Genomic DNA, 21,322 nt, shown 5'->3' with positions numbered 1-21,322 from the left:
AGGGTGTTTTTGGATGGCCCATTTGAACACAAAGGTCTGGCTGGATGAACATCTGGCTGAGCTACCTTACTGGCAGCAGGATGCTTTTCGTCAATTTACATCTATGATTGCAGATCCCGAAGGCAAATATCCCTGTATTCCGGGACGTCAGGGGTTTCTGTCCAATCATTTGCGTTTTGGCTTCGTAGCTGATCCACGAAGTGAAGAGTCTGCAATAGAGGTCGCTCAATTACTTCATCAATATGGGGAATGCTCGCGGGATACCGGCAAATATGCTTCCCTTGTTCTATTTTTTGAAACTCCGGAAGATTTGGCGGAAGGTTTCTCCATTGAGGAATATGAGAATTTGTTCTGGTCCATTCTGGGCCGCGTCAGCGCGGTAGACACGGTGCCTTGGCCGAATGAAATTTCTACAGATCCCTCCCATCCTTCGTGGGAGTTCTGCTTTGATGGGCACCCGTATTTCGCGTTCTGCGCAACCCCGGCACATGAGCTGCGGAGAAGCCGCCATACCCCTTATTTTGTCATTGCCTTTCAGCCGCGTTGGGTATTTGAGAATATTAACGATTCTACCGCATTTGGCCGCAATATGAAGAAGCAGATCCGTAAGAAGCTTGCTGACTACGATAGTGTTCCCGCACATCCTTCCCTTCAATGGTATGGGCAGGAGGATAGCCTGGAATGGAAGCAATATTTTCTGCGAGATGACGAAAGTGCGCCGTCTAAATGTCCATATACTTATATGAAGAACAAGTTCAAAGCAATAGGAATTAAATTTCACTCTTAAGTGCTTATGAGGTTTGTCCGCGTTTTTTCAAAAGGTGCTCCCTAAACCAGGTAATCAACGCAATGACACAGATGATCAGAAGGCTGGACCAGAAGCCGGGACGGCCCCCTTTTTCAAAAAGTGTACCTGCCACGGCAGTAATGATCAGCGCCATAGCGACCATGGATCTAATCCAACCGCCCATCTTTGGTCTCAATAACTTAAGGAAAGAGGCAAGGATAAATAGCCATGTGTACAAAATAACTAGACCGGCTGCCGTGGTGATATGCTCAAAAATTTGCTTTGGCAGAAACAAGCTCAGTACAATTGTCACGCACAGGCCCAGCATATTGATACCAAGCGCGTAGAGCGGCATCTTTCTTTTTCCTTTGGTCACCGCCAGCCAAGAAGGAGCATCTTTATCCTCGGCCAAGGTTACCAGCATAGTCGAGACCGCATACAATGAAGCCACTAAAATAGAGAACCCGGCCACGATCATTACCCCGTTCAGTACATATACAAGAATAGGTAGTCCCATCGCTTCAAGTGCAGCAATAATTGAGCTTTGATCAGATCTCACTTTCTCAGGGCTCACGAATAATAGGGCGAGTCCTATCGACAGTACATAGAGCAGGGTCACGCCCAGCAGCATAAACCTGCCTGCTTTCGGAGCTTCTTTTGAGTCGCGTAGGTCCATCGCCATAAAGCCCATTACCTCAATACCCCCAAAAGCATAGAACGCATAAAGTAACCCTTTCCAAGCACCCATCCATCCTTTATTCAACCATGCTGCCGAACTGTGAACCGTATCCCAATTCCCCCTTCCCCTCAAAAGGGCAATCACGGCGACCACGATGAACATCAGTACCGCGGCGATTTTGATCATGGCGAATAGATTTTCCGCTTTGTTAATCCCCTGGCTACCTAGAATAATGACCAGCAGACCCAGTACAGCATAAATTGCGGTAAAAACCCAAAGCGGCCAACTCGGAAACCAGACCCGCGAAAACAGGCCCAAAGCAGTCAAGGTACTGCCGAGTATTAGAATTTCTGAGCACCAATAGATCCAGCCCATGCCAAACCCGGCCCAGCGGCCAAAAGCCTCTTTGGCATAACTACGAAAAGAGCCCTTTTGAGGATTTTGTATAGTCATTTGGGCCAGCGCCTCATAGACGAACAGAGTTGCCACAGCCGCCAACACAAAAATAACCAACACCAATAATCCGCTCTTACGGATAGCGATGCTGGAACCAAGAAAGAATCCCGTGCCAATCGTGCAGCCTACACCAAATAAAGTAAGCTGCCACCAAGGTAGCTTGCCAGTTGGAGTACCCATATGTATATCCCTCCGTCTGGTGTTACTATGCGTTATCGGGTGTTATTTTATTCTGGTATAGGCTTAGGCAGGCAAAAGAAGACCCGACTTCCTGTTCAACAACAAGCGAGTCGGGTCTTCTACAGTTAGAATGGTCAGCGCCCTAATTATTTACGGGCATCTGAGGAGATCCGGCAGCGGGAACATAGGCATCCAGCATCTGCTGTATTACTGAAACCTGAAGCTGCGGAACCTGATAATAGGCATGTTTGTTCTGATAAAGGAACAACTCATATCCCATTTCAATAAAATGCTGCACCTGTGAAGCCAGCACCCGACGCAACGCTGGGTTCGTCACTTCCGGTGAAGACATGGCCAGCAGTGAGGCATGGGATTTGATTAGACCCAGCATATACCCGCTGACGCCCGCATCTTTCACATCCGCCAGTGACGAGTTAGGCTTCTTGGGCGGGGCCGGTTGGAGACCGTAAACCGGCTGTGTCATATTCGGGATAAGATAGGTAGCCGTTTCCTGGCTTGGCTTTTGCCCTGTCTTAAAACATTGGCAGGTCAAGTTGTACTGATCCAGCATGAAATTGTACTGCCGATCCAAGATAGACAGTAGTTCTTGATCCTGTACAAAGGTTCTGAACATCATGAACTGGTCCAGTAAATTGATCTGGCAGGACAATACCTCGTGCACATCGAACATTTCGTGAGCGCCATGACCTAGCTGCTGTCCGCCCATCGTTATACTTCCTAACTGTGGTTGCTGCTGCAAATTATATTCTCCTTTGTTCTTAGATGAGTACCCTCTATAATATGAAGGACAAGATAGCCAATTATGCACGCAGTTATATTTACATCCCTCCATATCTAAGTCAAAGTGCCTCACTTACTGCAACCTTCTTATTTTGAATCCGAAGATTCCTTCTATGTGTCGTGAATAATCCGAAGTACCCTAGCGTTACGAGGATACAGATTATAACATCAACTACAATTAAGTTCTGATAATTCCCAAAATAATCGAAGGATAGGCCTCCGATTAATACACCTACTATACCGCCGCCCTGGTGCATGAGAAGTAGAACACCAGTATGTTTTCCTTTACCCTTTGCAAACTCATTAATGACAAGCATTCCACCTGGTAATGCACTTAAGTAGGTAATTCCGAACGCTATAGCAAAAAGAATAGGTGAACTTCCCAAGTGCATAAAGAGGAAAGCAAAACCTATAATACGAATGCCATACAATAGAGACATCATCATTAATTTATTGTATCGGTCCAGAAAATAGCCGCAAATGAGTGCCCCCGTGATTTCCATAATACCAAGGATGCTCATAGATAAGGCGATCATGCTTGGTGATACATCTGCCAACTGATGTATGGCTACCAAATTCATCTCGACGGATCCCATATTGATACCGCAGGTGAACAGCGCAATCGCGACTACGACAAAGATAGGAATAGAAATAATTTTTTTGGACGGTGGAGTTACTCTAGGTGATGTATCTTGACCTTCGACTTCTATTGAACGATCCGAAGGAGCTCTCTCCGTATTTTTCTGTTGTGAACTCTTAATTCCTAACCAAATTACGGGAAGTGTTACACAAACACCTAGGATAAAAGAAGCCATAAAGGCGTTTTTCCAAGTCAGCCAGTCCATGGATACGAAAATGGGTGTAATAATCGCTAATCCTACAGAAGAGGCACTCGCCAGCAAGGCCATTGCTTTAGCCCGATGATGCCGAAACCATTCAAACATCAATATATAATTTGTCGTCGCCCCAATACCTGCCAAACCAGAGATAACACCGTATCCAATAAAAAAGACAATAGGATGGTGGCCTAACACGACAATACCAGTACCCAAAGTACTCATGATTGCACTTAACATTAGTATCTTCTTTGTGCCATAACGATCCACGAGCCAGCCCCCCAAAGGTGCGCATACGGCTACGATGAATAAATTGGTGGACCATGCCATTGAGATGAATCCCCTGCTAATCTGTAAATCCGTCGATATTTGCACCTGAAAAAAAGACAAGCTGAAGCGAGTCAATGCACCAATAAATCCAATAACCCAGAGAGATCCTAATCCAATCCATGCATACCTGGATTCCTTAAACCATGTCGTTTCCATTATGGTTTCCACTCCTGTCTATTATAAAAGATACCGATTGGTATCTTTTATAATAGCATAGATGCTTTTCTTTGCAACAGAATTATTTCATTTGATATACTACGTGTACATATACAATTAAGGACGGAGGATGACAATGGAAAAGGGTGAGAAGACTCGCAATTACATCATAGCTAAAGCCGCTGAACTGTTTAACCAGAAAGGATATTCGGGCTCATCCTTATCTGATATAACTGAATTGACAGGCATTAAGAAAGGTGGAATTTATCGTCATTTTTCCAGTAAGGATGAGATTGCATATGAAGCCTTTAGCTATGCGGGTAGTATTGTGGGGGCCCAACTAGCTCATGCCATTAGTCAGCAAGAAACGGCCTCTGGCAAGCTATTAGCTTATTTACATGTGTACGAGAAAGTAGTTGAAGCGCCACCTTTTATTGGGGGGTGCCCGCTCCTTAACACGGCTATTGAAAGCGACGACAGTCATCCAGGCTTGCGTGAAAAAGCCCAGCAAGCCCTAATAGGCACACTGGAATCCAAAAAGAAAATCATTTCTGAAGGTGTACAAAGTGGTGAATTCAAACCTGATCTCGATATTGAGGCACTAGCTACCTTCTCCCTTTCCATCATGGAGGGCGGCATCATGATGAGTAAGCTCGAGGGCAATAATCGGCATATACGAATGAATATCAAGAGCTTTGCTGCTTATTTAAAAAAAGAGTGCCTACGCGAACCTAGTTAGTTCATTCAAAACTTTTTTAACATACAAAGATTCAAAATAAAAAGGAGCTTCGTCACTACTCACGAGGCTCCTTTAGCTTATTCTTAGTTCCTTAACTTTATTTATGTTCCAACCACTGACACTCTGTGATTTGTATTTCTGTAAATGTTGCTTTAAATGACGAATCCTCTGGGCTACAAGCATATAAACCAAAGTTGATATGCTCACTCCCTTCAAACAAATGAAAAATACGCATCTGCTTAAATGTAATCCCATCAAGAGAATTTTCAACACAGAAGTCACTCTCACGCCGACTTAATCTGTAATACATTGTTTTTATTGTTGCGTCGATATCTGTGGTTGCCCAATCCGAATATCCGTGATTCGTAACTACACTACCCAATCTTTGATATTCTTCATTCTCATATTCAATCGATGCCTTGAACCAATTGTCACTGTCCTGATAAATAATGACTCCACACTGGTCAAATCTATGAGCGCTGTCAAAATCAGTTTTCACTATTAAAGAAAAGTATTTCTCGTCAGTCCTCATTAGCAGCGCAGGTGCAGTATCATTTCTGAATCCATAATAGGTACGTTGCCAAAAATCAGTATTAGGCTCAGTTACAATTTCAATCTTCTCATCTGTAATAGAAAAAGTGCTTACTGGATACTGCCAAAAAAGATTTTCTTTTAAAAATTTCATCTCACTACTCCTTATCTAGGTCCCTCTTTACCCTTGAATGTCCCTCCTGGCATCTTGCTCGGCGAGAATCTCTTTGTCCTCCGCGTTATCTCTCGTCACTTTCTGAACGCCAACGGCGCTATATGAAATCAACAGAATAACAGCTATATAATACCCCTTTACATTCAATTGAAATGGAGCATTGTACAGACCAATAAAGAACATTACATACCCAATAACCAAGCCTGCAAAAGCCATAATTGTGAAAGCCCCTGTATTTCTCATCCTGTGTTTCGGATTTTCTAGCTTAATTTCTTTATCCTCTGAGTTGTCTCTAACGACCTTTTGCACAACGATACAGCTAATCGTAATTAACACCATGCAAAGCAAATAATACCCTTTCACGTTCAATTCCCAATCGTCGTTGTACACCCCCAAACAGAATAGAAAAAGACCTGCAGCCAATGCAAAATACGATACCCCTGTGAAAGCAGCTGTGTTGCGTTTACGATACCTCTGATTCATCTGACGATTCCTCTCCCAATACAGAATTGAATGGTGTTATAGCCTTCTTCACTATACCGTGGAACATCGGTAAAATTCTACCATTAATTAGGTTGTTTTGGGAAAACACAAAGAAAACGGTCTCAGTCCCAGGCAATTCAGGACTAAAGCCGCCTCCTATATTTTCTGCAACTTTATGATTTAGAAAAAATGCTACTCCCTTTCCTGATCCACCAATTGCTGCTGTGCAAGACGAATCATCTCGCGGACCATCGATCCACCAATTTTTCCGCCAATCTGACCCACTGATTCTGTACTCAAATGTCCATTCTCACCGTGTTCCAATGGGATACCAAGTTCTTTTGCGACTTCATATTTCACATCATCAGGCCGCTCCGGATCTACATCATAACCCTCGCGCCGCATCACCTCGGCTTTAAACGTTTGCATTCCGCGATTGACTCCCGGCACTGCATATTTCCTGTTTCTTCTGGACATCCCTTATCCCCTCCTAACATGTTTTAAGTAACATGCCCGGAAAACGAAATCTCCACCCCTGTTGATTTGCTCCGATTATTTCCAAGAGGGCGCTGAAAGGCCAACTGCTGTCAGGGTGCTTGCCCTCTGTTTCTTATGCATAAATTTTGCTTGAAGGTGACGTTACGTCACCTGCTATACTAACTGAGAACAACACGCTGGAGCAATCGATTGGATGTGAGAAAGGATGTACAAAGAGAACTATTTAACGACAGGGCAGCTTGCAAAGCGTACAGGAATAACGGTCAGGACATTGCGATATTACGATCAGATTGGGCTTCTAATTCCAGAAAATCATCATGCGGGATCGATAAGATCTTATAACATGAAAGACCTAGAAAAATTGCAGCAAATTCAAACGTTGAAATACTTAGGGCTATCACTTCAAGAAATAAAAGACATCTTAGATGCAGAGTCGCTATCCATAGGGGAGATCAGACATTCATTACAAGCACAGCTCGATGTTCTACAGAGAAAAATCACTCATACGGAGCATGTAGTTCATGCAATACGAGATGCTATGCAAATGTCGGTCAATCGGTCTGATTGGAACCACTTAGCAAATGTTATTCAAACCTTGCAGAGTAAGCAAGATTGGGGGGAACAGTATCGGACGGCGAGCCGCTTGCAAACGCGGATACATCTTTATGACAAGTTCAGTACAAATCCGCAAGGCTGGCATAATTGGGTGTTTGAACAACTGGAGGTGCACCCTGGAGCCCACATTCTAGAGTTAGGTGGCGGCGATGGAACCTTTTGGATAAGAAACGCCGAACGAATTCCAAGCAGTTGGCGCATCACACTTACTGATATTTCGAGCGGGATGGTAGAAGAAGCACGTTGCCGCTTAGGAAGTAAAAGTTCACAGTTTAAGCTCTTATCTGTTGACGCGCAACAAATCCCCTTCCACGATGAGCATTTCGATGTGGTTATCGCTAACAACATGCTGTATCACGTGCCGGACATCCCTAAAGCGATCCACGAGATACACCGCGTACTAAAGCGAGGAGGTATAATATGCACCTCTACAATGAGCACTCAACACCTACAAGAGATTGAACAATTGGCGGTCTCGTTCGACCCCGACCTTCATGTATTGGATCAAGCTATTAAACGATTTAATCTGGGTAACGGAGGAGACCTGCTGTCTTCTTGCTTCTCCGATCTTCGGTTACTACGTTACGACGACCGTCTGTTAGTCGACGAAGCTGAACCCCTGATTGAATATATGATATCGACCCCGATGAACGCAAAAGAGCGACTTGTCGGTGCGGCTATAGACGAATTTCGAAACCACGTCAATCGGCTTCTACAGGAGAATGGAGCCCTCGAAATGACTAAAGAAAATGGGATTTTTCTAGGGAGGAAATGAGATGAAGGCACAGCATTACAACCCAAGAGTACGGATCATAAAAGAGGAACTTCTATCGGATAACTGGTACACCTTAAAGAAGATCACATTCAAGTATGAAAAAGAAAATGGACAATGGGAGACACAATCCCGTGAAGTGTATGACCGAGGCAACGGAGCGACCATTCTACTCTATAATCGACACAAACAAACCATCGTACTTACGAGACAATTCCGAATGCCTACTTATCTAAACGGCAATGTGACTGGAATGCTTATCGAAACCTGCGCGGGGCTACTCGATAAAGAAACACCAGAAGAAAGTATTCTGAGGGAAACGGAGGAAGAGACGGGGTACCGTATCGACCGAGTGCAGAAAGTTGGCGAGGTCTATATGTCACCAGGATCTGTTACCGAAACCCTGCACTTCTTTGTAGCTGAGTATAGTGATGTCATGACAAAAGGTCCGGGTGGGGGACTTGAGGAGGAACAGGAAAATATTGAAGTAGTGGAACTTTCGTTTGCTCAAGCGCTTGACATGGTCCAAAGCGGCGAGATTCGTGATGCTAAGACGGTAATGCTGCTCCAATACGCTCAGATCCAAGGTCTCTTGAAGGTAAAATCAAAACCGCTGCATATCCTTATCGCTGGCCCGTATCGTTCTGGAACCAATGATGATCCAGTATTAATCGAGGAAAATGTCAAATACATGAATAAAATTGCTCTTCAAGTTTACGAGGCTGGGCATATGCCAGTGCTGGGGGAGTGGTATGCTTTGCCTCTTATTGCTACAGCCGGTTCCACTAATCTAGGAGACGACGTTTTCAACCGGATTTTCCATCCGTCTTCCATTCGCCTGCTTAATTACTGTGATGCCGTGCTTCGAGTTGGAGGATCATCTCAGGGTGCCGATGAAATGGTACAGGTTGCGCAAGAGAAAGGATTGTTGATTTACGAACGGCTGGATGAACTTCCGTTATTGTGATAATAAGCATTTTTTTCTGTCTGATGATGCACTCTTGATTTAAGTCAATGCCCGCCATACTACTCCTAATTACAATGAAAATAAAAAGTCCTTTAGGAGGCTATCTATGGCTATCTCAGAAAAAGATCTATCGAATCAGCGAAAGTCCGCTTTAACTGCTGGAATCTCACTTATTATCATGACCCTTGCCTCATTTTTTTCGTATGGCTTTGTCCATGAGAATCTTGTTGTTCAGGGCGATGCCAGCGTCACATTCAATAACCTTGTGTCATCGACTAACCTTTTCAAAGGTGAAATTTTGGGTTGGATCATCATTATGATTACTGACATCCTGGTCGCCTGGGCGTTTTATGTGTTTCTAGAACCGATTAACCAAAAGCTCTCCTTACTCGGCGCATGGCTTCGTCTAACCTATTCCGCTATATTGGGAATCGCTATACTAAACTTGATCGTTGTGCTGCTGCTCACGGGAAATACAATCGACTTTTCCTCATTAAAAATCGAACAGACTCAAGCAATTATGATGTTATTTCTGGAAGCATTTCAATGGATTTGGTCTATGGGATTGGTCGTTTTTGGTGGGCATCTGTTAATTGTGGGCTATGTGGCTTTAAAGTCTGACATCATCCCTAAAGTAATCGGCATCTTATTGCTGCTTGCTTCAATAGGTTATATGATCATTCATCTAAGCAAAATATTTCTTCCACAATACGAAGGGGTCATTACAACATTAAATTACTTTTTCACTATTCCTATGATTGTAGGAGAACTAGGCTTTGGGATATGGCTGCTGCTTAGAGGAGGAAAACTCCACAAAACTGTATGACTTTCTTTTTAGTTATCACTGGAATGAACCCGCTTCTTAATTCTACTTAATGACTCTGGTGTCATCCCCAGATAGCTGGCCAATTGATGCTGAGGTACGCGAGTGAGTAAGTGAGGTCTTTTTCGCAACAAAGCTTTGTAACGTTCTTCAGGATTGGAAGCGATAAATGAAGTTAATTCATCCTGTACCTCACCTAAGTTTTCCTCTACCATTTTGCGGATCATCGTTTCCAATTGCGAGTGTTTGTGAAGCATGTCTTGTTCCGCATTAAGTTCACCAACCACCAATGTGCTATCTTCCAGACAGGTTAAGGTGTACGCAGAGGGCTTACTTTCTTGATGCCGATTAAAAATCGAAGCCGCTTGCTCTTCTGTGTAGAAATTAGATGTGACTTCTTTTCCCGATTCATCTATCGAGTACTGCCTAACACAACCTTTTAGCACGAAAAAACATTTTGTGGGAACATCTCCTTGTCTAAGGAGCACTGTCCCCTTTTTAAATTCCTCTATAAGGATACCCTCAACAATATCCTGCTGATCCTCTTCGTTAAGAGATGTAAATTTACTCATGTACTTATACAATATGTTTTTCATATCTCTCTCCAATCTCCGAAGCTAATGGCCGGCTTATGATGTCCTTGAAGCTATTTAGGCTCCCGAGAGGGAGCTTCTTGCCTTATTATACTAGCTCATACAAAGACAAATCCAACCTTTCAACTCTCATACTCCGCTCGGCTGTGTCCGATAGCGCCTTCATATACAATCGATCTCAAAAAACAGGGAGGCCCAACAGCCATTTCATGACTGTTGGGCCTCCACTATCCTGTGTCTTATTTGTTCGCTAAGAAAGCATCGATTTGCGCTTGCAGCTCGGCTTGGATCTTATCAATACCAGCTGATTTCAGCTGCTTGTTCAGATCTGCAAGACCTTTGTCGATATCTTTAATTACGCCGTACTCGAGCGGAATGGCATAGCGGAGCATTACATTGCCCACATTGGCAATTTCCGTCTTCACTTTGCTATTGTCGAATACAAAGGTTTCAAGGGCATAGTGGTAGACGTTAGCTTCCCAGCCCTTAGCCAGATCGTTAGCTTCTTGAGGGAATGCTTCATTGTCAAGGTTGAGTGGCGAGTTGAAGTTCCAATTAGAGAAGCCGGTAAAGTTCGGATTTTTGTCGAGTGCTTTATATTTGGTGTCGCCAACCGGTTCATAGTGCACGCCACTAATTCCGTACATCATCAGGTCGTGCAGTTCTTTATCGTTTTGCATCAGATCGATCAGCATCAAGGAACGTTCTACATTTTTGGAAGTCGCATGAATCGACGTACCGTTTTGTGTAGAAATCGCCACTGATTTTTTCTTCCCTTGGTTAATATCAGCCAACGCTACTTCATAAGGAGAATTTTCTTGGCGCATTAAAGCCATGAGTGCTCCAAGTGTTCCGTTATTGTGCGTAATCGAGGCGGTTTTACCTGCTTTAAAATCCGCCTGATGATCATTTTTACTGTTCAGAACGTTTTTCGACCAAGCATTGTTATCAGCGAGATCTTTGTAATACACGAGTAGATCTTTGAACTCTTGCGTTTCATAGACGTTAAAGACTTTACCTGTTTCATCGGTCAATTTGAAGGCAAATGGAAGATCTAGATCAAACATATTCCATTCGTTTTGCTGCTTCAATAATACACGGTCCAAGTTATGATACTTCCAGTCTCCCGTTTCCGGAGTGAACGGTGTAATTCCTTTTTCCTTTTCTGCTATCGTCTTCAAATAAGTAGCATATGCTTCCGGGCTGTTGATTTCGGGAAGATTGTATTTCTTACGCAAATCTTCACGATAGAGAATCAGCTTTTCAACAGATTCCCCTCTGTTTTGTGGAACCATGTACAGTTTGCCGTTTACTTTTGCCTGATCCCAGCTCACATCTGACATAGCTTCCTTAGTTTTTGGCATATATTTGGTAATTAGCTCATCGGTTAATTCTAGAAATCCGCCTTTCAGTGCCTGATCATTATAACCAGCCCAGTTTGCCGAATAGATGAGATCAAAATCTTCATTTGCCGCCAGCTTCAGTGGATATTTTTGAGCCCAGTCAGACCAGTCCAAGAACTCGCCCTCAAGGGTCGCATTAATTTTTTCTTTCAGTTTCTTATTAATTTCAGCAAAAACACTATCATAGTCTATCGGTTTAGGCCCAACGAAGATCATTTTCAGCTTTACTTCTTTAGAGGTGTCTATGGTATCTGAAGTTTCGGCTGCATTCGTTGCACTCGCTGTTTCTGTAGGCTCACTTGTTACCTCAGCGGCATTATTGGTAGCCTTAGCGGGTGTATTGGCGTTGTTGTTGCCACCACCACATGCGCTCAAAATCATTACGAAGGTTAAAACGAGTGCGAGCATAATGAATCTATTTTTTCTCAGCATTTCAAGCCTTCCCCCTTGTATTAATTATATTGATAAACCGGATTTCCCCGGGTTCATCCTTTTACAGCGCCAATCGTCAAGCCTTGAACGAAATATCTCTGAACGAATGGATAAGCGAGCAGAATCGGACCTGTAGCTACAACCGTCATTGCCATCTTCAAGCTCTCGCTTGGGATCGATGTGGTTACGACTGCTCCTGCACCCATCATGGCTTTTCGCATGCCATCCATATTGCCAAGCATTTTGTACAAATAATATTGAAGCGGCATCAGCTTCTCATCGGAAATAAATAGAAGGGCATTGTACCAGTCGTTCCAATAGGCAAGAGCCAGAAACAAACCAATAGTCGCTAGCGCCGGCTTAGAGAGAGGCAGGATTAGACGAGCGTAGATCTTAAAATCGCCTGCACCGTCAATTTTAGCCGATTCTACGATTGCTTCCGGAATGCTGCCCATAAACGACTTCATAACAATGATGTAGAAGACGTTGAGCATCATCGGAATCACTAAAGCCAGCAATGTATCTTTGATATGGAGGTAATTGACCATAAGCAGATACCAAGGAACCAGACCGCCGTTAAATAAAGTTGTAAAGAAAAAGAAGAATGAAAATTTATTACGCCATTTAAAATCTTTTCTGGATAGCGCATAAGCTGTCATCGAAGTCAGAAACAAACCAAACAGTGTGCCTATTATAGTAACGCCTATGGTCACCATATAGGCTTGAATCATCTGGTCGGGATACTTAAACAAAATGCTGTAGGCTTCTGTTGAGAAGGCCGTAGGTATAAATTGATAGCCATCTGTTAATATTTTTGACTCTTCCGTCAGCGATGAAGATACGACAAGTATAAACGGGAATATACATAAAATTGCGAGAAAGATTAGGGATACATAACCAATACCCGAGAATATTTTACGATCGAGCTGCTTCATATCGTTACCTCCATTATGAAAACTGTACCTCTGATGCGGTTAGAATAAGGCGCGGTCTTTATCGTATTTGCGAACAGCATAGTTCACAGTCATGATCGTTGCGAAGCCAAGAACGGACTGGAAAACGCCAGCCGCAGCCGACATGCCGATATCATTCGAAGTAATCAGCGATCTGAACACGAAAGTATCGATAACGTCCGTCGAAGAGAACAACAAACCGTTATTGCCGATCATGTTATAAAACATCCCGAAATCACCGCGGAAAATATTCCCGACCGCCAGCAGCACCAAAATAATAATCGTCGGGTAAAGATTTGGAATCGTCACTTTCCGGATCCGCTGAAAAATATTGGCGCCATCGATTTCAGCTGCCTCATACTGTTCAGTATCTATGCCCGTAATCGCGGCCAAGTACATTACTGTTCCGTATCCAAGGCCTTTCCAGGCGGAAACGAGAACTAGGATATACGGCCAGTAGGCAGGCGTATTGTAAATATCAATAGGTTCTAGCCCGAGCCCTCTAAGGAGTGCGTTCACAGTACCAATATCATAATTGAGCAGGTTATAGGCAATCGCGCCGACAACTACCCATGAAATAAAGTAGGGAAGAAACAACGCCGATTGCGTAATTTTGCGGAACCATTTGCCACCGACCTCAAACAACATAATGGCTGCAAAAATTTGCAAAGAGTTATTTACAACGATGAATGCAATATTGTACAATGCTGTATTCCGTGTTACCCGCCAGGCATCTCCTGATTCAAAGAAAAAGCGGAAGTTATCGAGCCCGTTCCAGGCACTTCCAAAAATACCGCCCGCGTAATCATAATGCTTGAAGGCAATAATAATGCCCGCCATTGGGACATAGGCAAACAAAAGAAAAAAAGCAACCGCCGGAGCCAGCATCAGCAACAGAACCCTATAGTTTTTTAAATCGCTCCAAAATGTATGCCCTTTCATCTTTGCACCCCTTTCTTCTCTATATCTCTCATTATAAAAGGACGGCGGCGGTGAGATAATTCAGCGAAACAACTAAACATAATACTAATTCAACGATTCATAAACAATTTCGATAAAAAAGAAGCCCTGTTCCATATAGAACATGGGCCTCCTCAATAAGTAATCGATTCAGATTTTATTTTTCTTCCGGTACTCGCCGGGCGACATGCCCATATATTGCTTGAACTGCCTATTGAAATAAATAATATTTTTATATCCGGCTTGTTCCGCAATCTCGTATACTTTCTTCGTAGGATCCTCGAGCAGCTCGCATACCCGCTTCATACGCAATTCACTTAGAAAATCGCTGAAGAGACTATTGGTTTCGACTTTGAACAGATGCCCCAGATAGTTAGGGGTAAAGTCGAAATGTGCGGCGACCTCGTTTAGCGTTATTTTTTGATCTAATCTTTCTTTCACATACTCCGTAATTTCATCAATTAACTTGCGCTTTTGCCTTTGGCGTTTCAAATAAAGCAGCTCCGACAGTTCAAAGAATCTTCTTCTCAGCCACGAAAGGATATCATGCACCGTTTCAAACTGAAACAGCACAAAAGGATGATGAGAATCCCAATTCAAAATCTCGTACAAATGCTCATTCATTTGCTGCAGATCAGCATGAAGCTTAGAGGTAATCCGGATAATGATATCGTAGATGTCGTTTTTCTGGGAGATCGGGCTGTCTCCGGCAAATAGCTGAAGCAAGCAATCATCAATAGTGGTAAGGTCGTAGTCGAGCATAGCTTTAAGCATACGATCCACAATAACCTCTAAGTCCGAAGCCATCTTTTCCTTTGGAGACCATTCCGAGGCATCTTGGATCAACCTATTCTTCCCTACGATCCATTTAATGCTTAGCGCGGCCTGCGCCTGCCGATAGGAATCATGTAGCTTGACCGGGTCGGTTGTGTACATTCCTCTTCCGATCGTAATCGAACAGGAGAACTCCTGATAGAACGCCCGAATCAACTCTTCCAGCAAAGCTGTAAAATATTGTTCCTGAACCGCAGCAAGGATCACAAAGTGATAGTCATAAGTCGTAATCACCATGCCCAAATTTTGATCCTGAGCAAACTTTCGGATAAACTGATTGGCAGTGCTGCTCCATAAACTCCGCTCTTCTTCCGTCCAGGTTTGGATTTTTCGCGCCATGTCGTCGATCTCAATGATGGCAACCGCTGATGCACCTTGTAAGTATGGCGTGAGAACGTTATGAATGTGCGTTTCAACCTGTCCCGGTGCAGCCTCATTAAACCAACGCAGCAGTAGCTCCTGATTAACAAGCGTCAGCGTTTCCGACAAGGAAGTACGCTGCGTCCTCTCTTTCTCAATCTTTGTGCAGAGTTCGGTCAGCGTCTCGTTCAGCTCGTCATCATCCACAGGCTTAAGCAAATAACTGTATGCGTTCAATTGAATCGCTTCCTTGGCATAATTGAAATCCTGGTGTCCGCTAATAAATAGAATATGGACCTCTGGGTTAATCTCCTTCGCTTTCCGTGCAAATTCCACGCCTGACATAATCGGCATACCGATATCAGAGAGAATGATATCAACAGGGTGCTGCTCCATCATTTTCAGAGCGGCAAACCCGCTTGTTGCCGTTCTCACGCTATGTAAAGGCAAATGATCACTGCCGGCTACACGCCGTCTAAGCCATTCCAAATCGATTACTTCATCATCCACCAACAGAACATTGATCTCCATCGCCATACTCCTCACTCCCCCATCACTTCCCTGATCTCTGCATTTTCCACCGGTAAAATAATTTGAACTGTCGTTCCCGCTCCAAAATAGCTACCGATTTGAATGCCGAAATCGCTACCGTATCGCAGTTTAATTCGTTCTTCCACGTTTCTCAGACCGTAGCTGCCTGGTTGATATGCGCTTGATCGCATGTTTTGAAGTGTCTCCGGCCGCATGCCGATCCCGTTATCAATGACCTTGAGTTCGATGCGGTCACCCAGCCGCTTTCCAGTAATACGAATCGCAATAGTCTCCCCGAACCAGGCGTGCTTGAATATATTCTCCACAAACGGCTGTAAAATCAGCTTAATAATAGGCACCTGTAAAATTTCCGGATCGACATCATAATAAACCTCAAAGGCGTCCGCATACTTCACTCTCTGAATTTCCAGATACATCCTCACCTGCTCCAGCTCATTTTCAAGGGAGATATATACATGCCCATCGTTTAATGTGAGTCGATAAAATTTGGAGAGGCCTTGTACCATCTGCGTAACCTTCTCCACTTCCCCCAAATTGGCCAGACTGCCGATGGTCGACAGCGTATTGTACAAGAAATGCGGACTGATCTGGGCTTGAAGCACATCCAGCTCCGCTTGCTTTTTCTGAATGCCCTGCACATAGACGTTCCGGATGAGTTCCTGAATGCTGGTCGCCATTTGGTTGAAGCTATTAGCGATATAGACAAATTCATCGTTCCCTGGAAATCCGATTCTTTTATAAAAATTCCCCTCCTGAAACGATCGAACCAAATACACAATCCGCTTGATTTTCTTGCCAGATATACGTGCAACTAGAAAACCGATAATAGCCATCACCAAAAAACTGATGGAACAAACGGTACTAATCACCTTCCGCATTCTACTAGCATCTTTGTTCAAATAAGAGTGAGGTACGCGCGCCTCAATGACATAGCTTGATACCGGAATATCTTCACTAATAATTAAATAATCATCTTGTTTCGTATCTTCAGCAGCAACACCTTGTTCATACAAAGTCATTCCTGTAGCCCTATCCAACAGACGAAGTTCAATCCCCTGTTCAATCGGAAAAGTATCAAAATTACCAAATAGCTCATCAATCCTCGCCGTAACGCGAATATATCCGATAATCGCAGGTGCTGCCTTGGAAGAAACGAGCTTACGGAAATATGAAATATTACCTAGCTCACGGTCGGTATCCGCTTGAAGCCACAAACTGTCTTGATTATTCGCAACAATCGACTTAAACCACTCCGTATTCTCAATCACCTGATCAGAAAGAACATAATAATCACTTCGACCGATAGGTGTCGACATATCATCACCAGTAATTTCAAGCATCGTCTCATTGACCGTAAAAAGCGCAAGTCTCAGCTTGTTCCCATACAGTTGCAGAGGGGCCTTCATATAAGGAACGATATCATCTCTCATTTTGAGCATATTTTCCAAAGGATCTCCCCTGAACTGAAGGGCATTCTGAAAATTCGTATTTAGAAACAGCGAGTTGGTCATACGTTTGATTTCATCTGTCTGGTATTCGATGTTGTTCCTCGTCTGCTTTAATGCGGTCCGGACATTCGTTTCCGCCATTTCAGTCCTGGACTCTACGAGCATTGTATAGGCTATATAGCCAACCAGCACATCTGTCAGCAATACAAGAATGAGATACGGAATCATCATCTTGTATGTGAATGGAATATACTTTTTACTAGACAGTTTCCTCTCCATGCGCATGCTCCCTTATATACGTATCCATACGACTGCTATTTTGACCCATTTTACAATGAAAAGAAAGCGGTTACTATATCTTGTATTTGGAAACTTCGCTTTAGAGTAGCACTCTGTTCTCCAAAATATTTTTCAAGCTGATATGCGATTTGGAAGGTCCGAACTTTATAAGGTGATCTTGAAATTCAGCAAGCGCCTCAATCGTTGAGGTCTGTACCTTAATGAGATAATTATATTCTCCACTAATGCGGAACAAATCGGTAACTTCCATAGCATCGTTGCAAAAATCGGTGAGCTCTTGGCAATGTTCTGTTTTGATTAGAATAAAAGTAGTCGTACCCCGGTTCAGATCCCGCAAATTAAAAGCTGTATGATACCCCGATATGATGTTCCTTTCCTCCAACTTAATGATTCTTTCTTTAACGGATGGTTGTGACATCGAAACCTCTTTGCTGATTTGTGAAATGGGCATTCGAGCATTGTACTGCAATAATTGCATAATCTTTTTATCAATATCATCCATAAGATGTTCCATATCAAGCGCCTCCTAGCTCTTTTTAATAAATAAACCCATTCAACTAAAATACCTTATATTCAATAACCATGTCAGGATAAAACACTTATCTTATATATGTATCTCCTATTTTAATCCAACTATAATAAATAGTACATTAGATATAGGAGTGATTAATAATGAGCGTAAAAGGTCTTGCACATATAGCGATTCAAGCCAAAGATTATAAAGCAACAATTTCATTTTACATTGACGTCTTAGGATTTAAGTTAGGTCATCATTGGAGTCTGCCCTCCTTTCAAATCAAAGAAGCTTCGATGCTTATTTCACCTGATCAAAGAACTTGCATAGAGATTTTTGATAACGATGCAGTCATTGCCGCCCAAGGGAAAAAAGCCTTGTCTGAAGAGGATATAGCTCACGGAGCACTCTTACATTTCGCCTTCTACGTCGATAATGTCGATGAAATGTACCAAAAAGCCCTTGCTCATGGAGCAAAGGCTTTTATAGCACCAGATTCTATTTCTCTTGGTGAACCGCCTCTTCTGATCAAGAACGCGATCGTTCACAGCCCCAATGGGGAAGTTATCGAATTTCTTGAAGAGGTTGATTTTGATATGTCTAATTACACTACTTCATATAAAGAGGTATCCAAGGCTTGAATAAAGCCCGACCAATCGCCTGTCGTGTACAGCAGAAGCCGATGCATCGCGCGCGTACAAGCTGTATAAAAGAGTTTACGTTCGCTCTCCCGATGATAAGTCTGAGTAGAAGCATCGTAAATTAGCACGGCGTCGAATTCTACGCCCTTAGCAAGATACGCAGGAATAATCAGCGTTCCCTTCTCAAAGGTGAGCGTCTCCTTCGTAATAAGCCGCAGATTCTCGCCCCCCTGTGCAAGCAGTGCTTCATAGGCTTCACGGCTTTCCGCAGCAGTCTTAGTAATAACGGCGATGGAGTCGAGACCTTCGGCCATAAGCGCCGCAAGTTCCTCTTTTATCCGTACCGCCCGCTCCACCTCATTGCTTGCCTTCAATAGGTGCGGCTTCTTGCCGCCCCTGTCAAAAGGCACGATCTCTTCATTAGGTAGCAGCGCCTTCGTAAACTCCACAATCTCGCGAGTCGAACGATAGCTTCGGATTAAACGAAATAGATTCGTTTCCTCTTCACCATAAAGCCGGATCAAAGGAGAATCTACCTCTTGCAGATTCGTCGCTTGCGGGAATATCGCTTGACTGAAATCGCCGAGTACTGTCATGCTGGCGCGGGGAAACAATTGCTTGAGAAACGCGAATTGAAACGGCGAATAATCCTGTCCTTCATCAATAAATAAATGCCGCACCATTGTATTCGTGCGCGAACCCTCGATAAGCTCTTTTAAATACAAGAATGGGGTCTCATCTTCATAAAACAGTTCGGTATGGCTCAACTTTTCCTTCGTTTGCATACAGATTTCTGGCCATTGATCAGGTACTTCGGTCTCACCCGTCATTTTCTGATAAGTGGCTTCATCCCTAAATAACTGCTCGTATAATCCAATCGTATCTATGAATTTCAACCGTTTGGCATCCCGTCTTAGCGGTTTGAAGTGCTCCTTCACGATCATACGACGCAGCAACTCATCTTCCTGCGAGCTAAAGTCAAAGACATTCTCTTCCCCGTCCTTCTGAGTACGAAAATCGCCATAGATTTCAAGATACTGCTCTGTAAAATCGAAGACAGCTTCCTCTCGCCGGTACTTCTTAAGCACCTCACTGTAAGCTTCGGCATATTGATCGTTGTCGAGGTAATCGACTTCATCTTGAACCCAGGGCGCTTCCATTTCCTGACGCTCTAGCTTAGTCAGCTCACGCAGCAGCCATTCACGTAGTAAAGCAACGCGATTAGCCAATCGTATAGAGCTGTCGTAGCTGTAAAATTGCGACTTCATTTGCTCCGCAGTAATCAACTCGCGGTCCCGGAAACGGATACTGTGGAACAGCATACCTTCTTTGCCTAACCATAACGCGTAGCTTTGAAGAGCATGCAGGAAAGCCTCAGAAGCCTTATATTGCATCCCCGTTAACCGTGCTTCATACCCCTGCGAGGATTGTGACGTCAGTACATATTCAATCTGCTCGAAGGGGTCCTCCAAATTCATCGTGGATCCGAGCCAATAGGCAAGGTACTCCTGAAAGGTCGTTTGCTGCATATTCTCTTCCCCGAGCTCAGGGAGCACCGTCGATACATAACTGTTAAACATCGGATTTGGCGAAAAAAGAACGATCTGATCTGCCTTGAGCCTATCGCGGTGTTTGTATAATAAATACGCTACCCGTTGCAGCGCTGCGGACGTTTTTCCGCTGCCAGCCGCTCCTTGCACAATAAGCATACGGCTTTTGTCATTGCGGATGATGGCGTTCTGTTCCTTCTGGATGGTCGCCACAATGCTCTTCATTTGTGAATCTGCGCCTTTGCCAAGCACCTGCTGAAGCAATTCGTCCCCGATCGTTAAGCTCGTATCGAACACGTTCTGGAGCTGACCGTAACGGATCTGATATTGCCGCTTCAGCATCATCTCACCTGTAATCTGTCCTCCCGGCGTTTCGTAAGTAGATGGCCCTGGGGAATGATCATAGTACATGCTTGCAATAGGCGTTCGCCAGTCATACACCAGAAAGTCCACACCGTCTGCATCAACGAAAGAAGCCACTCCGATATAAATTTTCTCACTCAAGCCCAAACCATCTTCTTGAAAATCCATTCGCCCAAAATAGGGAGACGGCAGTAGCCGTTTCATATTCTTAAAACGCTGCACCCGCTGCCGGTGGCTGCGCTCTCGCTCGGACAACAATGCTTCTTGCTGCTTTATACTGTAGAAGGTCTCTTCGAAATCTTCGTCTGTGCTCGTATTGACCGTGACTTCTTCCCAAAACCGCTTGCGAATGTCCACCACTTGATCACGTAGCCCAGTCACTTCTGGTTCTAGTTCTGCGATTCTTGATTGCAGCTTTTCCGTAACCAAATCAAGCCGATCTTGTTCTTGCTGCCAATCCATTACGTTTACCATCTTCACGAACACGCTCCTTTTCATTCTTGTTATAAAGAAGCAAAAATTAAAATTTGACAAACTGTTAATCCACATGGTATTATAATAGTGTAGATAAGATGTTACACTTATGTGTAA

20 protein-coding genes and 1 pseudogene are annotated in these 21,322 nt (G+C 43.7%); 6 read left to right on the top strand and 15 right to left on the bottom strand.

Annotated features, from left to right (window positions below):
- Positions 1-13: 13 nt before the first annotated feature.
- Positions 14-787 carry a YqcI/YcgG family protein gene (locus MKX60_RS04525; protein ID WP_076285002.1) on the top strand — a complete coding sequence of 258 codons (774 nt, stop codon included), beginning with the start codon at positions 14-16 and terminating at the stop codon, positions 785-787.
- Positions 788-791: 4 nt separating this feature from the next.
- On the opposite strand, the gene MKX60_RS04520 is transcribed toward MKX60_RS04525, so the two are convergent.
- From MKX60_RS04520 to MKX60_RS04510, 3 genes are all read right to left on the bottom strand, one after another.
- Complete coding sequence (locus tag MKX60_RS04520) at positions 792-2,102, bottom strand: amino acid permease (RefSeq protein WP_076285003.1); 1,311 nt, start codon at positions 2,100-2,102, stop codon at positions 792-794.
- 142 nt (positions 2,103-2,244) lie between these two features.
- Positions 2,245-2,829: a spore coat protein gene (locus MKX60_RS04515; RefSeq protein ID WP_042194715.1), complete on the bottom strand. Its 585-nt coding sequence runs from the start codon at positions 2,827-2,829 to the stop codon at positions 2,245-2,247.
- A gap of 133 nt (positions 2,830-2,962) precedes the next feature.
- Positions 2,963-4,225, bottom strand: coding sequence for an MFS transporter (locus tag MKX60_RS04510; protein ID WP_341059149.1), 1,263 nt, complete (start codon positions 4,223-4,225; stop codon positions 2,963-2,965).
- Positions 4,226-4,355: 130 nt separating this feature from the next.
- On the opposite strand from MKX60_RS04510, the gene MKX60_RS04505 reads away from it, so the two are divergent.
- Complete coding sequence (locus MKX60_RS04505; protein ID WP_341059148.1) at positions 4,356-4,964, top strand: TetR/AcrR family transcriptional regulator; 609 nt, start codon at positions 4,356-4,358, stop codon at positions 4,962-4,964.
- Positions 4,965-5,061: 97 nt separating this feature from the next.
- Here MKX60_RS04505 and MKX60_RS04500 read toward each other — a convergent pair whose 3' ends face one another.
- From MKX60_RS04500 to MKX60_RS04485, 4 genes and pseudogenes are all read right to left on the bottom strand, one after another.
- Entirely contained in the window at positions 5,062-5,649 is a 588-nt protein-coding gene (locus MKX60_RS04500) for a DUF1349 domain-containing protein (RefSeq protein WP_341059147.1), read from the bottom strand.
- Positions 5,650-5,676: 27 nt separating this feature from the next.
- Positions 5,677-5,913: a YiaA/YiaB family inner membrane protein gene (locus MKX60_RS04495; protein WP_306035596.1), complete on the bottom strand. Its 237-nt coding sequence runs from the start codon at positions 5,911-5,913 to the stop codon at positions 5,677-5,679.
- 57 nt (positions 5,914-5,970) lie between these two features.
- Positions 5,971-6,153 (bottom strand): annotated as a pseudogene (locus MKX60_RS04490) (YiaA/YiaB family inner membrane protein); the annotation flags it as partial.
- 192 nt (positions 6,154-6,345) lie between these two features.
- Positions 6,346-6,630, bottom strand: a complete 285-nt coding sequence (locus MKX60_RS04485; protein ID WP_076285007.1) for an alpha/beta-type small acid-soluble spore protein — start codon at positions 6,628-6,630, stop codon at positions 6,346-6,348.
- A gap of 292 nt (positions 6,631-6,922) precedes the next feature.
- On the opposite strand from MKX60_RS04485, the gene MKX60_RS04480 reads away from it, so the two are divergent.
- From MKX60_RS04480 to MKX60_RS04470, 3 genes are all read left to right on the top strand, one after another.
- On the top strand, positions 6,923-8,041 hold the full coding sequence (locus MKX60_RS04480; RefSeq protein ID WP_445670740.1) for a MerR family transcriptional regulator: 1,119 nt from the start codon (positions 6,923-6,925) through the stop codon (positions 8,039-8,041).
- Between the two features lies 1 nt (position 8,042).
- Entirely contained in the window at positions 8,043-9,005 is a 963-nt protein-coding gene (gene nudK, locus MKX60_RS04475; RefSeq protein WP_341059146.1) for a GDP-mannose pyrophosphatase NudK, read from the top strand.
- A 106-nt stretch (positions 9,006-9,111) separates the two neighbouring features.
- Positions 9,112-9,831, top strand: a complete 720-nt coding sequence (locus MKX60_RS04470) for a DUF4386 domain-containing protein (RefSeq protein WP_341059145.1) — start codon at positions 9,112-9,114, stop codon at positions 9,829-9,831.
- 8 nt (positions 9,832-9,839) lie between these two features.
- On the opposite strand, the gene MKX60_RS04465 is transcribed toward MKX60_RS04470, so the two are convergent.
- The 7 genes from MKX60_RS04465 to MKX60_RS04435 form a co-directional block, all read right to left on the bottom strand.
- Complete coding sequence (locus tag MKX60_RS04465) at positions 9,840-10,424, bottom strand: Crp/Fnr family transcriptional regulator (protein ID WP_042192976.1); 585 nt, start codon at positions 10,422-10,424, stop codon at positions 9,840-9,842.
- 236 nt (positions 10,425-10,660) lie between these two features.
- Entirely contained in the window at positions 10,661-12,256 is a 1,596-nt protein-coding gene (locus MKX60_RS04460; RefSeq protein ID WP_042192978.1) for an ABC transporter substrate-binding protein, read from the bottom strand.
- Between the two features lie 53 nt (positions 12,257-12,309).
- The gene (locus MKX60_RS04455) at positions 12,310-13,191 is read right to left on the bottom strand and encodes a carbohydrate ABC transporter permease (protein ID WP_076285013.1); all 882 of its coding nucleotides are present in this window, start codon (positions 13,189-13,191) and stop codon (positions 12,310-12,312) included.
- A gap of 39 nt (positions 13,192-13,230) precedes the next feature.
- Entirely contained in the window at positions 13,231-14,151 is a 921-nt protein-coding gene (locus MKX60_RS04450; protein WP_042192982.1) for an ABC transporter permease, read from the bottom strand.
- Between the two features lie 168 nt (positions 14,152-14,319).
- The gene (locus MKX60_RS04445; protein ID WP_305953466.1) at positions 14,320-15,900 is read right to left on the bottom strand and encodes a response regulator; all 1,581 of its coding nucleotides are present in this window, start codon (positions 15,898-15,900) and stop codon (positions 14,320-14,322) included.
- 5 nt (positions 15,901-15,905) lie between these two features.
- A complete protein-coding gene (locus MKX60_RS04440) occupies positions 15,906-17,642 on the bottom strand; it encodes a sensor histidine kinase (RefSeq protein WP_149645521.1) in 1,737 nt (578 codons plus the stop codon).
- 100 nt (positions 17,643-17,742) lie between these two features.
- Positions 17,743-18,177 (bottom strand): Lrp/AsnC family transcriptional regulator, encoded by a 435-nt coding sequence (locus tag MKX60_RS04435; protein ID WP_076285015.1) that lies wholly within the window; start codon positions 18,175-18,177, stop codon positions 17,743-17,745.
- Between the two features lie 158 nt (positions 18,178-18,335).
- Between MKX60_RS04435 and MKX60_RS04430 the strand changes: the two genes are divergently transcribed.
- Positions 18,336-18,818 (top strand): VOC family protein, encoded by a 483-nt coding sequence (locus MKX60_RS04430; protein ID WP_341059142.1) that lies wholly within the window; start codon positions 18,336-18,338, stop codon positions 18,816-18,818.
- Here the strand turns inward: MKX60_RS04430 and helD are convergent.
- Positions 18,782-21,205, bottom strand: a complete 2,424-nt coding sequence (helD, locus tag MKX60_RS04425) for an RNA polymerase recycling motor HelD (protein WP_341060271.1) — start codon at positions 21,203-21,205, stop codon at positions 18,782-18,784. The genes MKX60_RS04430 and helD overlap by 37 nt on opposite strands.
- Positions 21,206-21,322: the final 117 nt, after the last annotated feature.

Source organism: Paenibacillus sp. FSL R5-0914, assembly GCF_038004525.1.
In the GTDB taxonomy this organism is placed as follows: Bacteria; Bacillota; Bacilli; order Paenibacillales; family Paenibacillaceae; genus Paenibacillus_AQ.
The sequence above is the reverse complement of the archived record's forward strand: the minus strand, read 5'-3'. Positions and strand labels throughout refer to the sequence as shown.

What these genes read in the sequence shown, in the direction of transcription:
- MKX60_RS04525 (WP_076285002.1), top strand. Translation starts at nt 14, where the DNA reads ATGGCCCATTTGAACACAAAGGTCTGGCTGGATGAACATCTGGCTGAG.
- MKX60_RS04520 (WP_076285003.1), bottom strand. Translation starts at nt 2,102, where the DNA reads ATGGGTACTCCAACTGGCAAGCTACCTTGGTGGCAGCTTACTTTATTT.
- MKX60_RS04515 (WP_042194715.1), bottom strand. Translation starts at nt 2,829, where the DNA reads ATGGGCGGACAGCAGCTAGGTCATGGCGCTCACGAAATGTTCGATGTG.
- MKX60_RS04510 (WP_341059149.1), bottom strand. Translation starts at nt 4,225, where the DNA reads ATGGAAACGACATGGTTTAAGGAATCCAGGTATGCATGGATTGGATTA.
- MKX60_RS04505 (WP_341059148.1), top strand. Translation starts at nt 4,356, where the DNA reads ATGACAATGGAAAAGGGTGAGAAGACTCGCAATTACATCATAGCTAAA.
- MKX60_RS04500 (WP_341059147.1), bottom strand. Translation starts at nt 5,649, where the DNA reads ATGAAATTTTTAAAAGAAAATCTTTTTTGGCAGTATCCAGTAAGCACT.
- MKX60_RS04495 (WP_306035596.1), bottom strand. Translation starts at nt 5,913, where the DNA reads ATGAGAAATACAGGGGCTTTCACAATTATGGCTTTTGCAGGCTTGGTT.
- MKX60_RS04485 (WP_076285007.1), bottom strand. Translation starts at nt 6,630, where the DNA reads ATGTCCAGAAGAAACAGGAAATATGCAGTGCCGGGAGTCAATCGCGGA.
- nudK (WP_341059146.1), top strand. Translation starts at nt 8,043, where the DNA reads ATGAAGGCACAGCATTACAACCCAAGAGTACGGATCATAAAAGAGGAA.
- MKX60_RS04470 (WP_341059145.1), top strand. Translation starts at nt 9,112, where the DNA reads ATGGCTATCTCAGAAAAAGATCTATCGAATCAGCGAAAGTCCGCTTTA.
- MKX60_RS04465 (WP_042192976.1), bottom strand. Translation starts at nt 10,424, where the DNA reads ATGAAAAACATATTGTATAAGTACATGAGTAAATTTACATCTCTTAAC.
- MKX60_RS04460 (WP_042192978.1), bottom strand. Translation starts at nt 12,256, where the DNA reads ATGCTGAGAAAAAATAGATTCATTATGCTCGCACTCGTTTTAACCTTC.
- MKX60_RS04455 (WP_076285013.1), bottom strand. Translation starts at nt 13,191, where the DNA reads ATGAAGCAGCTCGATCGTAAAATATTCTCGGGTATTGGTTATGTATCC.
- MKX60_RS04450 (WP_042192982.1), bottom strand. Translation starts at nt 14,151, where the DNA reads ATGAAAGGGCATACATTTTGGAGCGATTTAAAAAACTATAGGGTTCTG.
- MKX60_RS04445 (WP_305953466.1), bottom strand. Translation starts at nt 15,900, where the DNA reads ATGGCGATGGAGATCAATGTTCTGTTGGTGGATGATGAAGTAATCGAT.
- MKX60_RS04440 (WP_149645521.1), bottom strand. Translation starts at nt 17,642, where the DNA reads ATGGAGAGGAAACTGTCTAGTAAAAAGTATATTCCATTCACATACAAG.
- MKX60_RS04435 (WP_076285015.1), bottom strand. Translation starts at nt 18,177, where the DNA reads ATGGAACATCTTATGGATGATATTGATAAAAAGATTATGCAATTATTG.
- MKX60_RS04430 (WP_341059142.1), top strand. Translation starts at nt 18,336, where the DNA reads ATGAGCGTAAAAGGTCTTGCACATATAGCGATTCAAGCCAAAGATTAT.
- helD (WP_341060271.1), bottom strand. Translation starts at nt 21,205, where the DNA reads ATGGTAAACGTAATGGATTGGCAGCAAGAACAAGATCGGCTTGATTTG.